Origin of the sequence: Actinoplanes sp. NPDC051475 (assembly GCF_040689425.1) — a bacterium.
Taxonomy (GTDB): domain Bacteria; phylum Actinomycetota; class Actinomycetes; order Mycobacteriales; family Micromonosporaceae; genus Actinoplanes.
This window is the reverse complement of the sequence record NZ_JBFAZZ010000002.1, coordinates 320922-335672: the sequence shown is the minus strand read 5'-3', so window position 1 is coordinate 335672 and position 14751 is coordinate 320922. Positions and strand designations below refer to the sequence as shown.

Annotated in this window: 13 protein-coding genes; 8 read left to right on the top strand and 5 right to left on the bottom strand. The window is 70.2% G+C overall.

Going from position 1 to position 14751, the window contains the following annotated elements; all coding sequences use genetic code 11:
• Nucleotides 1-338: 338 nt before the first annotated feature.
• Nucleotides 339-1193, top strand: a complete 855-nt coding sequence (locus AB0368_RS06020) for a menaquinone biosynthesis protein (protein ID WP_366152659.1) — start codon at nt 339-341, stop codon at nt 1191-1193.
• A 33-nt stretch (nt 1194-1226) separates the two neighbouring features.
• Here AB0368_RS06020 and AB0368_RS06015 read toward each other — a convergent pair whose 3' ends face one another.
• Nucleotides 1227-2195, bottom strand: coding sequence for an alpha-hydroxy acid oxidase (locus AB0368_RS06015; protein WP_366152658.1), 969 nt, complete (start codon nt 2193-2195; stop codon nt 1227-1229).
• A gap of 3 nt (nt 2196-2198) precedes the next feature.
• The gene (locus AB0368_RS06010; RefSeq protein ID WP_366152657.1) at nt 2199-3155 is read right to left on the bottom strand and encodes an aldo/keto reductase; all 957 of its coding nucleotides are present in this window, start codon (nt 3153-3155) and stop codon (nt 2199-2201) included.
• Nucleotides 3156-3450: 295 nt separating this feature from the next.
• Here AB0368_RS06010 and AB0368_RS06005 point away from each other — a divergent pair, with 295 nt between their 5' ends.
• Nucleotides 3451-5055 carry a beta-1,3-glucanase family protein gene (locus AB0368_RS06005; RefSeq protein WP_366152656.1) on the top strand — a complete coding sequence of 535 codons (1605 nt, stop codon included), beginning with the start codon at nt 3451-3453 and terminating at the stop codon, nt 5053-5055.
• Nucleotides 5056-5131: 76 nt separating this feature from the next.
• On the opposite strand, the gene AB0368_RS06000 is transcribed toward AB0368_RS06005, so the two are convergent.
• From AB0368_RS06000 to AB0368_RS05990, 3 genes are read right to left on the bottom strand one after another with little or no spacing between them, the layout of a single operon-like run.
• Nucleotides 5132-5959, bottom strand: a complete 828-nt coding sequence (locus AB0368_RS06000) for an SWIM zinc finger family protein (protein ID WP_366152655.1) — start codon at nt 5957-5959, stop codon at nt 5132-5134.
• A gap of 1 nt (nt 5960) precedes the next feature.
• A complete protein-coding gene (locus AB0368_RS05995; protein WP_366152654.1) occupies nt 5961-8999 on the bottom strand; it encodes a DEAD/DEAH box helicase in 3039 nt (1012 codons plus the stop codon).
• 55 nt (nt 9000-9054) lie between these two features.
• Nucleotides 9055-9435, bottom strand: coding sequence for a VOC family protein (locus tag AB0368_RS05990; RefSeq protein ID WP_366152653.1), 381 nt, complete (start codon nt 9433-9435; stop codon nt 9055-9057).
• Between the two features lie 65 nt (nt 9436-9500).
• Between AB0368_RS05990 and AB0368_RS05985 the strand changes: the two genes are divergently transcribed.
• The 6 genes from AB0368_RS05985 (at nt 9501) to AB0368_RS05960 (ending at nt 14748) form a co-directional block, all read left to right on the top strand.
• The gene (locus AB0368_RS05985) at nt 9501-10241 is read left to right on the top strand and encodes a TetR/AcrR family transcriptional regulator (RefSeq protein ID WP_366152652.1); all 741 of its coding nucleotides are present in this window, start codon (nt 9501-9503) and stop codon (nt 10239-10241) included.
• A gap of 46 nt (nt 10242-10287) precedes the next feature.
• On the top strand, nt 10288-11523 hold the full coding sequence (mqnC, locus tag AB0368_RS05980) for a cyclic dehypoxanthinyl futalosine synthase (RefSeq protein ID WP_366152651.1): 1236 nt from the start codon (nt 10288-10290) through the stop codon (nt 11521-11523).
• A gap of 321 nt (nt 11524-11844) precedes the next feature.
• Nucleotides 11845-12540, top strand: coding sequence for a demethylmenaquinone methyltransferase (locus AB0368_RS05975; RefSeq protein ID WP_366152650.1), 696 nt, complete (start codon nt 11845-11847; stop codon nt 12538-12540).
• 50 nt (nt 12541-12590) lie between these two features.
• A complete protein-coding gene (locus tag AB0368_RS05970) occupies nt 12591-12884 on the top strand; it encodes a hypothetical protein (RefSeq protein WP_366152649.1) in 294 nt (97 codons plus the stop codon).
• A gap of 98 nt (nt 12885-12982) precedes the next feature.
• Entirely contained in the window at nt 12983-14263 is a 1281-nt protein-coding gene (locus AB0368_RS05965) for a geranylgeranyl reductase family protein (protein ID WP_366152648.1), read from the top strand.
• Nucleotides 14264-14382: 119 nt separating this feature from the next.
• Nucleotides 14383-14748: an NADH-quinone oxidoreductase subunit A gene (locus AB0368_RS05960; protein WP_366152647.1), complete on the top strand. Its 366-nt coding sequence runs from the start codon at nt 14383-14385 to the stop codon at nt 14746-14748.
• Nucleotides 14749-14751 lie beyond the last annotated feature (3 nt).

The following is a 14751-nucleotide window of genomic DNA, read 5'->3' as shown; positions in this document are numbered from 1 at the left end:
AGGAACCTTCCGGCATCGGTGTCTGTGGTTCGGCTGACGTGGGCCGCCCGGCGCTCCGTCAAGGTGCGGTGCATCTGGGTGCGGTGCATCTGAGTGCGGTGTCGGCAGTGCCCGGTTGAGAGAAGCGCGCGGTCCCCGCGGGCGAGCCCACCAGGGTACGCCCGTGCCACCCGCAACGCGACCGAATAAACGCTGCGCTCGGGGGAACTCTCAAGTTGATCGCTGACTTCGGCGACGAGCAGCTCAAGGTGGCTGACCGGGCGGCAGGGTAGCGGGCTGGACGTGAGATTGCTCCCTCCCAGCCCGTGGGAACGTCACGCCGGAGATAGCGTCGGAGGATGAGCGACGTCGCAGTTCAGCGCCCCCGGGTCGGGCATATTCAGTTTCTCAACTGCCTGCCGATCTACTGGGGCCTGATGCGCTCCGGTGCGCTGCTCGACGTCGACCTGCAGAAGGACACGCCGGACCGGCTCAATGCCGCGCTCGTCGCCGGTGATCTCGATATCGGCCCGATCTCGCTCGTGGAGTACCTGCGCCACGCCGACGAGCTGCTGCTGCTGCCCAACCTGGCGGTCGGCAGCGACGGCCCGGTGCTCTCGGTCAACCTGGTCTCCACCCGGCCCCTCGCCGAACTGGACGGCCGCCCGGTGGCGCTCGGCTCCACGTCGCGCACCGGCGTGCTGCTCGCCCAGATGGTGCTCGCCGAGCGGTACGGCGCCGACCCCGAGTACTTCCGCTGCCCGCCCGAGCTCAACCAGATGCTGCTCGAGGCGGATGCGGGCGTACTCATCGGTGACCCGGCCCTGCGCGCCCTCTACGAGGCGCCCGGGCTGGGGTTGGAGGTCACCGACCTGGCCCAGGCGTGGAAGGAGTGGACCGGCCTGCCGATGGTGTTCGCGGTCTGGGCCGTCCGCCGGGACTTCGCCGCCGCGCAGCCGGGCGTGGTCAAGGACGTGCACGAGGCTTTCCAGCGCTCCCGCGACCTCTGCCTGAACGAGCTCGATGCGGTCGCCGAGTCGGCCGCCCGGTGGGAGCCGTTCGACGCGGCCACTCTCGCCACCTACTTCCGGGCGCTCGACTTCTCCCTGGGGGAGAGGCAGATCGCCGGGGTACGCGAGTTCGCCCGGCGGGCCGCCGAGCGGGGCGAGGCGCCCCCGCTCCCGGCCGACGGCCCGGTCTTCGCCCAGGTCTGAGCCGTTCTGCGCCGCCGGGGCGCCGCCGGCTCGTCACGGCCGGCGGGTGACCAGGGACTCGTCGATGTCCGCGAGGGTCGGCACGCCCGCCTGCGCCATCGTCCGGGCCAGATCCGCACGACAAGAATCCAGCAGATCTTGTACGCCCTCAGCACCGCCCGTGGCCAGCGCCCAGAGCACCGGCCGGCCGAGGAGCACGGCGCGCGCTCCCAGGGCCAGGGCGGTCAGCACGTCGGCGCCGGTGCGGATGCCGCCGTCCACCAGGACGGGCACCCGTCCCGCCACCGCCGCGACCACCGGGCCGAGCGCGTCCGCGGAGGCGATCGCCCGGTCCAGCTGGCGGCCTCCGTGGTTGGAGACAATCACCCCCGCGGCACCGGCCTCCACCGCGGCGACGGCGTCCTCCGGCCGCAGGACCCCTTTGACCAGTACGGGCAGGCCGGAGATCCCCGTGAGCCACCCCACGGCGTCGGCACCCAGCGCCGGATCCTGCTGCCGCTCGACGGGCCTGGCCTCGGGCGCGGCGTCCCCGGCCTCCGGCACCGTGTTCCGGTAGACGTACGGGGCGTCGGCCGTCAGCACGATCGCCGTCGCCCCGCGGCCGGCCGCGTCCCGGACCTGCCCCTCGGTGATCGACCGGTCCCGCAGCACGTACGCCTGGAACCACCACCGATCCGACTCGACGGTTCGCCCCGCCCGGGACGACTGCACGAGCAGTGATCCGGCCGCCGCCACGCCTCGCGCGGTCGCCACTTCACCCTCGGGATGCGCCAGGGTGTGCAGCGCCGTCGGCCCGGCGAGCACGGGCGCCGCGATGGCCGTACCGAAAAGGGTGGTCGCCGTGCTGACGCTGGAGACGTCGCGGAAGAGGCGCGGGCGGAACCGCCAGTCCCGCCATGCCGCGGCGGCCTCGTCCCTGCTGATGCCCTCGCCGGCCCCCGCCCGGTAGTAGTCGAAGACGGCCGGCGGTAGCACGGCCCGTGCCTGCTCCTCCAGGTCCATGCCTCAGTCGCCGAGGACCTCGTCCAGGGCCGCGACGTCCTCGGCGCTGAGCTCCCAGGCGCCCGCCGCGGCGTTGGCCCGGACCTGCTCGGGGGTGGTCGCGCCGGCGATCACGCTGGTCACCGCCGGTCGCGCGGCCAGGCCCGCGATCGCCACGTCCAGCAGGGAATGGCCACGTTCCTTCCCGTACGCCGTCAGCGCCTCGATGGTGTCCCAGTCGGCGCCGTCGAGCCACCGCCGGTAGCGCTCGAGGGAGAGCCGGGTGCCCTCGGCGGGCTGCTCGCCGCGCTGGTACTTGCCGCTGAGCAGGCCGCTGTCCAGCGGGAAGAAGGGCAGCAGCCCGAGCCCGAACCGCTCGCACGCGGGCACGACCTCGGTCTCGACCTCCCGGTGCAGCAGGCTGTACTGGTTCTGCGCGCTGATGAAGGGGGTCTGGCCCGCGGCCCGGGCGGTCCAGTCGGCGTCGGCGATCTGCCATCCGGCGAAGTTCGAGTTGCCCAGGTAGCGCACCTTGCCGCCGCGTACGAGGTCGTCCAGGGCGGCGAGGGTCTCCTCGATCGGGGTGGCCTCGTCGGGCTGGTGCATCTGGTAGAGGTCGATGTGGTCGGTGCCGAGCCGGCGCAGCGAGGCCTCGACGGCCCGCACGATGTACCGCCGGGAGCCCCGGGCGCCGAAGTCGTTGCCGTTCACGCCCTCCATGTCCATGCCGAACTTGGAGGCCAGCACGATCTCGTCACGGCGTCCCTTGAGGGCGGCGCCCAGGCACTCCTCGGAGCTGCCGTGCGGGGTGCCGTAGATGTCGGCGGTGTCGAAGAGGGTGATCCCGGCGTCGAACGCCGCATCGACGACGGCCCGGGTCCCGTCGAGGTCCAGCTTCCGGCCGAAGTTGTTGCAGCCGATGCCGACGACGGAGACGACCAGCCCGGACTCGCCGAGGCGGCGGTAGCTCATCTGACTCATGCTCCGACCCTATGTCGCGGCGTACGGGCCGGCCGCCCCGGAGATCACCGGCTAATACATTAGCTGTTATCTATTGACACACGAAGTTAACCATTTAATGCTGTGAGAGCGCTCTCTAGATCGCCGTCGACCGGCCTGGCGAGCGCGGCACTCCAGGCCAACGCCGCGGCTCAGCCACCCGCCGCAACGGAGGTCGTTCACATTCACCGCTTGTCGCCTCGTCCATGTTCCATCCGTCCCCGATCCCCCTGGTTGTCCCCCGCTTTGCCTCCGCTTCGTCCCCCGAGGAGTCACTGTGCGTACCAGAAGAAAGCTCCTGCATGCGCTGGCCGCGCTGGCCGTGGCCGTACCTGTGGGCGCCGCAGCCGCCGCCACGCCGGCCCAGGCCTTGGGCCCGGCACTGCTGCCCGTCTCCGTCACCAACAACACCGGCCGCGGCGAGGCCGTCTACCTGTACGTGATCGGCATCAACCTCAGCACCAACCGGCTCGGCTACGTCAACCAGGGCGGCACGTTCACCCCCTGGCCGGCCGGGCAGATCCCGCCGTCGCCGGCCCCGGACGTCGCCATCGGCGGGCCGGGCAACGGCGGCACGACGACGGTCCAGTTCCCGCGCGGCTTCTCCGGCCGGGTCTACTTCTCCCTCGGCGAGAAGCTCAAGTTCTTCCTGACCCCGGACGGCCTGGTCCAGCCGGCCCCGTGGGCCAGCGGCGACGCGAACTACAACATCCTGTTCGACTGGAGCGAGTTCACGTACAACGATTCCGGCCTGTGGCTGAACAGCTCCCAGGTGGACATGTTCGCGGTGCCGCACGCCGTGACGGTGACCGGCTCGAACGGCGTCACGTCGAAGACCGGTGAGCTGCTCAACAACGGTCGCACCAACGTGATCAACAGCATCAAGGCGCAGCCGGGCTGGGCCAACACGGTCTACACCCGCTCGGACGGCACGGTGCTGCGCGCCCTCGCCCCGGGCAAGGCCGCCGGTGCCGGGCTGTTGAGCGCGAACTACCTCGACTCGTACATCACTTCGGCCTGGAACGCGTACGCGTCGAAGACCTTGACCGTCGTGCCGTTCGGGGACCAGCCGAACACAAAGTACTTCGGGCGTACGTCGGGCAACGTCATGAACTTCACCAACTCGGCGGGCCAGAAGGTGGCGTCGTTCAACAAGCCGTCGTCCGCGTCGGTGTGGGGCTGCGACGGCGACCTGCCGGCCCCGAACGACCTGGTGGTGGGCCCGATCTCGCGCACCCTCTGCGCGGCCCTCAACCGCGGCACCCTCGGCACGATCGACACCCAGCCGAGCACGAACGCCGCGCAGTTCTACCAGAACAACCCGACCAACCAGTACGCGAAGATCATCCACCAGAACATGGCGGACGGTAAGGCGTACGCGTTCGCCTTCGACGACGTCGGCAACTTCGAGTCGCTGGTGCACGACGGCGATCCCCGCTCGGCCGGCCTGATCCTCACCCCGTTCGGCGCGGGCGGCCCGACGAACCCGCCGCCGACAGGCGGCGGAGTGCCGGTCATCAGCGACTGGAACGGCAAGTGCGTCGACGTCCCCAGCGCCAACTTCGTCGACAGCGCGCCGCTGCAGGCCTGGACCTGCAACAACAGCAGCGCCCAGAAGTGGACCTTCACCAACGGCACGCTCCAGGCGGGCGGCAAGTGCATGGACGTGGCCGGAGGCTCCACAGCCAACGGCGCGGCGGTCCAGCTGTACACGTGCAACGGCACGGGGGCGCAACAGTTCGTCCTGTCCGGCGCGGGAGACTTGGTGAACCCCCAGTCGAACAGGTGCGTCGACATCAAGGACTGGAACGCGAACGACGGGGCAAGGCTCCAATTGTGGGACTGCGCCGGTACGGCGAACCAGAAGTGGCACAAGGGCTGAGGTAAAGCAGCTCGACGGAGGGCCTGCGCGGCATCGCAGGCCCTCCGTTGTGTACCGATCCCGAGCTGGATCCGGATCAGCCGGGTGGGTCGGCGAGGTCTCGGTAGGCAGGGCGGAGGATGTCCACGAGCGGGATGTGCCGCACCCGGACCAGGGGCGGGTCGAGCACCCGCAGAAGGAGTTCCGGCGGAGCCGTCATCCGGGCGGGGCGTTCGCGGAGTCGGCTCAGCGAGATCGACGGGGTGTAGAAGTCGGTGAGGCGCCCGTCCAGCGGCTCCTCATCGATCGCGAGCGGGTCGACGGTCTCGGTCGGTTCGGGGAGACCGCGGAGGGCGGTCAGGATCTCGTCGCGGTTACGGCCGCGCCAGGCGAGTACCAGGAACGGGTCGTCATCGAACGCCTCGGCGAGGACGTACAGGACGGCGGAGACGTGCTTGCAGGGCACACCCCAGTCGGGACATGAACACCGCATGTCGAGTGTGGACGGGAAGAGCGGCAGGTCGAGCTCTTCGAAGAGCTCGACGATTTCGTGCGGCATGTCACCGGCCAGCAGTGCAGCCCGATACAACGCCTGCGAACCGAGGGCGGAGAGCGCGACGGTCCATTGTGCTTCGTCGTACGCCGGGATGGTGATGGTGACCTGGTAGGGGTCGGGGCGGGACCCCTGGACCCGTCCCGCCACCCGGCCGGGCGCGAGGGTGAAGTCGATGACTTGGCCCTTGCGTGCGTACGAGCGGCCACGGGCAAGGCGACCGGGAGCGCAGGTGCGTTCGAGGATGTCGACGAATCGGCGCGACCACCACTGCTCGCCGATCTTTCCGCGTTGGGCACGCACGGCGATGCCGCCGTCGACTTGGATGGGTCCGCTCGACTCGAACCAGCGGCCATCAGGATCAACCGGCATGTCAGCTCACCGCCACCGGGTCGAGGGCGAACAGTTCGCGCAGTTGCTCGGTCGACAGGTCCGTCACCCAGTCCTCGCCCGTACCGACCACTGTGGAAGCCAGCGCCTTCTTGCGCTCGATCATGGCGTCGATCTTCTCCTCGAGCGTGCCGGTGCAGATGAACTTGCGCACCTGCACGTTGCGGCTCTGTCCGATGCGGAACGCGCGGTCGGTCGCCTGGTCCTCGACGGCAGGATTCCACCAGCGGTCCACGTGGATGACGTGATTGGCCGCCGTCAGGTTGAGCCCGGTGCCGGCCGCCTTGAGCGAGAGCAGGAACAGCATCGGCTCGCGGTCTGTCTGGAAGCGGTCGACCAGCTCGTCACGTTTCGCCTTGGAGAGTCCACCGTGGAGCCACAGGACCGGGCGGTCGAGGTGAGCCGCCAGGTACGCCTGCAGCATGGTCCCGAACTCCGCGTACTGCGTGAAGATCAGGGCCTTGTCGCCGTCCTCGATGATCTCCTCGGCCAGCTCCTCGAGGCGGGCGAGCTTGCCGGAGCGGCCGGGCAGCCGGGAGCCGTCCTTCAGCAGGTGGGCCGGGTGGTTGCACACCTGCTTCAGCTTGGTCATGGCCGCGATCACGTTGCCACGCCGCTGGATGCCCTCGCTGCTCTCGATGGTGGCCATCATGTCTTCCACCACGGCCTGGTAGAGGGTGGCCTGTTCGGCGGTGAGCGGGCACCAGACCTTCATCTCGTTCTTCTCCGGCAGGTCGGAGATGATCGACTTGTCGGTCTTGAGGCGGCGCAGGACGAACGGGCCGGTCGCGCGCTTGAGGGCGGCCGTCGCGTCGGCGTCGCCGCGTACCTCGATCGGCTCCTGGAATCGCTTGCGGAACCGCTTCGCCGGCCCGAGCAACCCCGGGTTGGCGAACTCCATGATGGACCACAGCTCCGCCAGGTGGTTCTCGACCGGCGTGCCCGTCAGGGCGAGGCGGGTGCGGGCCGGGATCGCGCGCACCGCTTGCGCCTGCCGGGTGCCGCTGTTCTTGATCGCCTGCGCCTCGTCGCACACGACGCGTCCCCATTGGACGGAACGCAGCGTGCCGAGATCACGGAGTGCTGTGCCGTAGGTCGTGATGACGACGTCGGACTCTGCCACCGCGGTCAGGAACTCGTCGTCCCGCTTCCGCGTGCCGCCGTGGTGGACGTGGACCCGCAGGCTCGGCGCGAAGCGGGCCGCCTCCTTCTGCCAGTTGCTGACCAGCGACATAGGACAGACGAGCAGGGTCGGCGCGGGCCTGCCTCCATCCGCGCGTTCGGTCAACAGCAGTGACAGCGTCTGCGCCGTCTTGCCCAGGCCCATGTCGTCGGCAAGAACGCCGCCGAGCCCCAGCCGCGCCAGGAAGGAGAGCCAGGACAGACCCCTTTCCTGGTACGGCCTGAGCACCCCCTGGAAGTCCGCGGGGGTGCGCACCGGCGTCAGCCGCTCGGCGGCCTTACCCGAGACGAGGTCGCCCAGGTGCCCGTCGGCGTCCACCTCGACGAGCGGCAGGTCCTCGTCGCCGCCGTCCACCACCTGCTGCAGCACCTCGCCGGCGGTCATCTCGCCCTCGCGCCGGCGGCTCACGGCTTTCAGCGCCGCCTTGAGCTGGCGCTCGTCGAGCTCGACCCATTGCCCGCGCACCCGCACGAGGGGCACCTTGAGCCGGGCCAGCTCGGCCAGCTCCTCGGCGCTGACGGCGCCGTCCCCGATGATCAGGTCGATGCGGAAGTCGACCAGCTGTTCGAGGCCGAACCCGGAGTCGGCGGCCGCCCGGCCGGACGGCGACGAGGACTTGGTCCGGGTGGTCAGCTTGAGTCCCACCGCCTTGCGCCCGGCCCAGGACGGCAGCTGGACCCCGAACCCCGCGGCCTGCAGCAGGGGCGCCGCCTGCCGCAGAAAGTCGTGCGCGTCGGCGGTGGTCAGCGTCATGCCGTCCGGCTCGGCCTGGAGCAGCGCCTCGTGCAGCGCCGGGAAGAGCCGGACCGCGCGCCCGAGCCCGGCGAGCAGGGTCTCGTCGGCGCGGGTGGCGAGCCCCGGGAGCCGGCCGCCGGTCCACAGCTCCTCCGCGGGCAGATAGAGGCTCGGGTCGTCGGCGGACTGCAGGGCGAAGCCGAGCGCCCAGTCGTCCTTGCCCGGTTCCGGCTCGACGAGCCGGAAGCTGACCCGGACCGGGCCGTTCGCCTCGTGGGCGGCCCGCAGCCACGCCTCGAGCGGATCGGCCAGCCGGACCACGTCGGCGGGGTTCGCCTCGGGCAGGGCGGGGTCGGCCGCGGTCAGGGCGGCGAGCCACCGGTCGGCCAGGTCCGCCTTCAGTCCCGGGCGGGTCCCGAGCAGGAGTCGCTCGGGCAGCACGGCCCGCGCCCCGGCGTCCAGCAGCGCGTTGAGCGCGTCGCGGAGGGTGCGTGCCGCACCGGCCTCCGGGAGCGCCGAGGCCCGGCAGACGGGCGGCATAGCCTCGGCGAAGTCGCGGAACGCCGCGGCGTCGGCCCCGGTGAGCACCGGCCGCCAGCGCGCCGCGGGCACGCCCGCCTCCCGAACGAGCTGCGGCAGCATCCGGCCGCGCCGGGCCATGTCGCAGGCGTGGCCGGCGAGAAGCGACAGATATCGCAGCGATGCGGCCGCCACCCAGGGCCCGTCCGGATCCGGGTCCGCGAGGGCCCCAAGAGCGGTGAGGGCCTGGTCGCCCGGCAGCACCACGGCCGGCGTCTCCCACTCCGCCAGCCGCAAGCCACGGGCGGGCACCTCGCTCCCGGTCTCAGGCGACGGCACGGGACCCTTTGTGGTGCCCGGCAGCCGCAGGGTCACGGTGGTCTCGTCGGCCTTGGCGAGGGCTTCGCGGACGTCGTCGGACGAGCCGGTCAGCGCCGTGGACAGGGCGGCGGCGGTGGCGGCGAAGGGGTGCGGCCGCCGGCGTGACCGGGAGGCGGTCAGGGGGAGGGCGGGATCCTCCGCCCAGAGGGCGAGTCGTCCCGGCGCCGACTCACCGGCGATCCAGACGCCATGTACGACGAGCACTGCGACTCCGATTCCGATCGACCCATCGAGATTAACGACCGAGGCGGCGCGAGGCTCATGGCGGCACCCACTCGACCAGCTCGTACACGAGGCCGTTGGGGTCCTGGACCATGAAGAGGCGTTCTCCCCAGGGCTCCTCGCGGGGCGGCAGAGTGATCGGAACGCCCTCGGCCCGCAGCCGCTCGTGCTCGGCGTCCAGATCGTCGACCACGAACGCGACGATCGTGCCCGCGGCGCGGCGGTCGCGCAACTCCTCGGGAAGGACCTCCAGCCCGCGGCGGAGGAAGATCAGGTCTATCGCACCGTCGTCCCGGCCGAGGGAGGCGAACCCGTCGGCGGACATCCGCTCGGTGAAGCCGAAGTGCGAGGCGAGAAACTTGCTGGAGGCGGGAACGTCGTCGACGGTGAGCGAAACAGCGGAGGAAGAGATCTGCAAGACGCCTCCCGACTCTTTGTGGACACCGTATAAGATACACCGTACAAGAAAGGAGCGCCACTAGCGTGGCACGACGCACGATCGACCTGCTGTGGCTCGAGGAGCCGCAGAGCCGGCGCGGGCGGAAGAAGGGCCTGTCGCTGACGCAGGTCGTCGATGCCGCGATCGCCCTCGCCGACGCCGAGGGGCTTGACGCGGTCAGCATGCGGCGGGTCGCGCAGGAGCTCGGCGTGGTCCCCATGACGCTCTATACCTACGTACCGGACAAAGCAGCTCTTCTTGATCTCATGGTGGATGCGCTCTACCTGCGCATGGAACGGCCGGCGGACGACGGCCCCGGCTGGCGCGAGCGGGTGCGTGCGGTCGCCCGAGAGAACCGCGCGCTGTACGACCACCACCCCTGGGCTGCGGAGATATCGGCGAGCCGGCCTCCCCTCGGCCCCGGGCTGATGGCGAAGTACGAGCACGAGCTCCGCGCGTTCGAGGGCTCCGGGCTGGACGACGTGGAGACGGACTCGGCGCTGACCTTCGTGCTGGGTTTCGTGCAGCACTCGGCGCGTGCGGCGGCGGAGGCGAAGGCCGTGGCGGAGCGCTCCGCGCAGACGGACGCCCAGTGGTGGCAGGAGAGCGGGCCGCTGCTCGAGAAGGTCTTCGACCGCCACCGTTACCCCCTGGCCGTCCGGGTCGGGGAGGCGGCGGGCGCCGAGCTCGGTGGCGCCTTCAACGCCGAGCACGCGTACGCCTTCGGCCTGGAGCGGGTGCTCGACGGCCTCGGCGTGCTGATCGACAGCAAGGGCCGTCAGTGACCCGCGCCGCTGACCGGGAATGGCGAGGGGACGTAGTCTTCGAGGCGTGACGGTGAACGCGGAGATCGACAGCATTCTGCAGCGGGGTGCCGACGGCGGGCGGATCACGCCCGAGGAGGCCCTGCTGCTCTACACCGACGCGCCCTTCCACGCCCTGGGCGAGGCGGCCGACGCCGTCCGGCGGCGGCGCTATCCCGACGGCATCGTCACGTATCTGATCGATCGCAACATCAACTACACGAACGTCTGCGTCACCGCGTGCAAGTTCTGCGCCTTCTATCGGGCGCCGAAGCACAAGGAAGGCTGGTCGCACCCGATGGAGGAGATCCTCCACCGGTGCGGCGAGGCGGTCGACCTGGGCGCGACGCAGGTGATGCTCCAGGGCGGTCATCACCCCGACTACGGCGTCGAGTACTACGAGAACCTCTTCTCGTCGGTCAAGGCGGCTTACCCGCAGCTGGCCATCCACTCGATCGGCCCCAGCGAGATCCTGCACATGGCGAAGGTCTCCGGCGTCTCCATCGAGGAGGCGGTCGTCCGGATCAAGGCCGCCGGGCTGGACTCCATCGCGGGCGCCGGCGCGGAGATGCTGCCCGACCGGCCGCGCACGGCGATCGCCCCGCTCAAGGAGTCGGGGGCGCGCTGGCTGGAGGTCATGGCGGTCGCCCATCGCAACGGCCTGAGCTCCACGGCCACGATGATGATGGGTACGGGCGAGACGAACGCCGAGCGCATCGAGCACATCCGGATGATCCGCGAGGTGCAGGACCTTGCCGTCGCCAACGGGTACGTGGACTCGCCGGTCGAGGCCGACGGCGGCGTGGGCGGCTTCCGGGCCTTCATCCCGTGGACGTACCAGCCGGAGAACAACCACCTCAAGGGCCGCACCCAGGCGACGACGCTGGAATACCTGCGGTTCGTCGCGGTGTCCCGGCTGTTCTTCGACAACATCGCCCACCTGCAGGCCTCCTGGCTGACCACGGGCAAGGACGTCGGCCAGCTCTCACTGCACCTGGGCGTCGACGACCTCGGTTCGATCATGCTGGAGGAGAACGTCATCTCGTCGGCGGGCGCCCGGCACCGCTCCAACCTGCACGAGCTGATCTGGATGATCCGCACGGCCGGCCGGATCCCGGCCCAGCGCGACACCCTCTACCGGCACCTGGCCGTGCACCACACCGAGGCGGACGACCCCACCGACGAGCGGGTGGTCTCGCACTACTCCTCGATCGCGATGCCCGAGGGCGGCCGCAAGAACCTGCCGCTGGTCGACGCGCGCTGAGGGGTGTCGATGGGCCGTACGACCTCGCGGGTCGGCCGATCGGCCAGGTGCGCCTCGGCGGACCGGGGAGGGGCGGATTGCTCCTCGGTAACGAGCTCCGCGTGTCTCTGGCTCGACGTGTTCTCGCTGGTTACGGTGCCTGCGTGACACCGGGTAACTCCGGTGTTGCACCGCACCATTGAAGCGTCGCCGAGGCATCTGACCGCCGGCGGTGGGTTCGGACCCGACCGATGGCGGTCGTATATATAACGCACAAGGAACGGGCGGGATGGGTCACCATCCCGCCCGTTCTGTTCGTAAGAGAGCTGGCAGTATTCACTCGTGACGCGCGCAGACCTGGACAAGCAGCCGCACGAGGTCGCCGAGATGTTCGACGGCGTGGCCGAGCGGTACGACCTCACCAACACCGTCCTCTCCTTCGGGCAGGACCGCGGCTGGCGTCGGGCGACCCGAGCCGCGCTGGGTCTGCGGCCGGGGGAGCGGGTCCTCGACGTGGGCGCCGGCACCGGCGTCTCGACCGCGGAGCTGGGTCTGTCGGGGGCGTTCGCGGTCGGCGCCGACCTCTCCACCGGCATGCTGCGGGCCGGGCGCAAGGTTCGCCGGGACGTGCCGCTGGTCGCCGGGGACGCGCTGAACCTGCCGTTCGCCGACGAGGCGTTCGACGCCGTCACGATCTCCTTCGCCCTGCGCAACGTCGTCGACACCGGCGCGGCGCTGCGGGAGCTGGCCCGAGTGACCCGGCCGGGCGGGCGCTTGGTGGTGTGCGAGTTCAGCAGCCCGACCCATCCCGCGTTCCGCACGGTCTACATGTCGTACCTGATGCGGAGCCTGCCGGCGGTCGCCCGCGGCGTCTCCAGCAACCCTGATGCGTACGTGTACCTGGCCGAGTCGATCCGTGCCTGGCCGGACCAGGCGGCGCTCGCGGCCCGCATCGGGGAGGCCGGCCCGTGGAGCCGGGTGGGGTGGCGGAACCTCACCGGCGGGATCGTGGCCCTGCACCGCGCTACGAAGAGCTAAAAAAACGCCGTTCGCCCGCTTTGCACCCGGCCGAGGTGTTAGCTCGGGATATGACGACAATCGACCACTTCGTCGACGACTCGGACATCGACGTCGCGATCGACGACCGGGACGAGGGTGAGCGGCGGGCCCTGGAGCTGGCGGATCGGATCCGGATGGTCGCAGTTCACGACCCGGGACACGCGCAACGGCTGGTTGATGAGCTGATCGTGCAACTGGACCGGGCCCTGGGCGGTACGTTTCGGGAATACCTGGACGGGCCCACCCGCGACGTGGCGGATCGGGCGCTCAACGGGGCGGGCAAGGAAAGTTCGGCGGTAATTTCACCGGCGGGAAATAGTTAGGGTTCCCTAACCCTAGCCCGCTTCGATGCCGGTCATAGACTCCGGACTGGGCTGGCTTGTGAACTGTTTCACGAGCCCGCGCGAGACGGAGGTGAGCCGTGACCGGGAGCGTCGCCGACGAGGCGGACGTGATCGTGGTCGGTGCCGGGCCGGGCGGATCCGCCGCGGCCTACCACATGGCCAGACACGGGCTGAGGGTATTGCTGCTCGAGAAGACCGAGTTCCCGCGGGAGAAGGTTTGTGGCGACGGCCTCACTCCGCGGGCAGTGCGCCAGCTCGTTCGGATGGGTGTGGACACCTCCGAGAAGGCCGGCTGGCTCCACAATCGAGGCCTGCGGGTGATCGGTGGCGGCGTCCGCCTCGAGCTCGACTGGCCTGACCTCGCGAGCTTCCCCAACTACGGCCTCGTGCGCACCCGTCTCGACTTCGACGACATGCTGGCGCGGCGGGCCGTCGAGGCCGGCGCGCTGCTGCGTACCGGTGTCGTGGTCACCGGGCCGGTGCTGGACGCGGACGGCCGCGCCATCGGCGTGGAGGCCAAGGCCGGTCCCGCGAAGGAGCCCGTCCAGTATCGAGCCCCGCTGGTGATCGCGGCGGACGGCGTGTCCGGCAAGCTGCCGCTGGCCATGGGCCTCGCGAAGCGCGACGACCGGCCGATCGGCGTGGCCGTCCGGCGCTACTACCACTCGCCGGCCCGCGCCGACGACGACTACCTGGAGTCCTGGCTGGAGCTCCGCAGCGCCAGGGATCACGACCGGCTGCTGCCCGGGTACGGCTGGATCTTCGGGCTGGGCGACGGCCGGGTCAATGTGGGCCTGGGCATCCTGAACTCGTCCGACGCGTTCGGCAAGACCAACTACCGGTCCCTGCTCACCGACTGGCTGGGCACCACCCCCGAGGACTGGGGCATGCGCGGCGAGGAGAACGCCGACGGGCCGATCCTGGGTGCCGCCCTGCCGATGGGCTTCAACCGGGTGCCGCACTACACCCGCGGCATGATGCTCGTCGGCGACTCCGGCGGCATGGTCAACCCCATGAACGGCGAGGGCATCGCGTACGCGATGGAGTCCGGCGAACTTGCCGCCGAGGTCGCCGTCCAGGCGCTCGCCCGGGCGGCGGGCCCGGATCGCGAGCGGGCGCTGCGGGCGTACCCGGCGGAGTTGAAGGTCCGATTCGGTGGGTACTACCGGCTCGGTGGGATCTTCGTGAAGCTCATCGGCAACCCGCAGATCATGCGGATCGCCACCAAGCACGGCATGCCGCACCCGACGCTCATGCGCTTCGTGCTCAAGCTGCTCGCCAATCTGACGGATCCGCGGGACGGAGACGCGATGGACCGAATCATCAACGGTCTGACCAAGGTTGCGCCGGCGGTGTGAATAATGTCTTTAGTCCAGTTTTGGGCGGTGGTGGGGCGGTCGGACGGGGGCACCCCGGTCGAGCCCCGGCAAATGCGCATTAATAGTGTGAAGCGGCTAACAGTCGAGCAGGAGAAGGCATGACGCTCAATCCTTACGTACCGATCGTCGGGCTGCTGGTTCTCGGTGCGCTCTTCGCCCTGTTCTCGGTGGCAATCGCGCCCATCGTCGGGCCCAAGCGCTACAACCGGGCCAAGCTGGACGCGTATGAGTGCGGCATCGAGCCGGCGCCCCAGCCGATCGGCGGCGGACGCTTCCCGGTCAAGTTCTATCTGACGGCGATGCTCTTCATCGTCTTCGACATCGAGACCATCTTCCTGTACCCGTGGGCCGTGTCCTTCGAGGCGCTGGGCCTGTTCGGGTTCGTGGAGATGGTCCTCTTCATCGTCACCGTCTTCATCGCCTACACGTACGTGTGGCGGCGTGGCGGCCTGAACTGGGACTGAGTG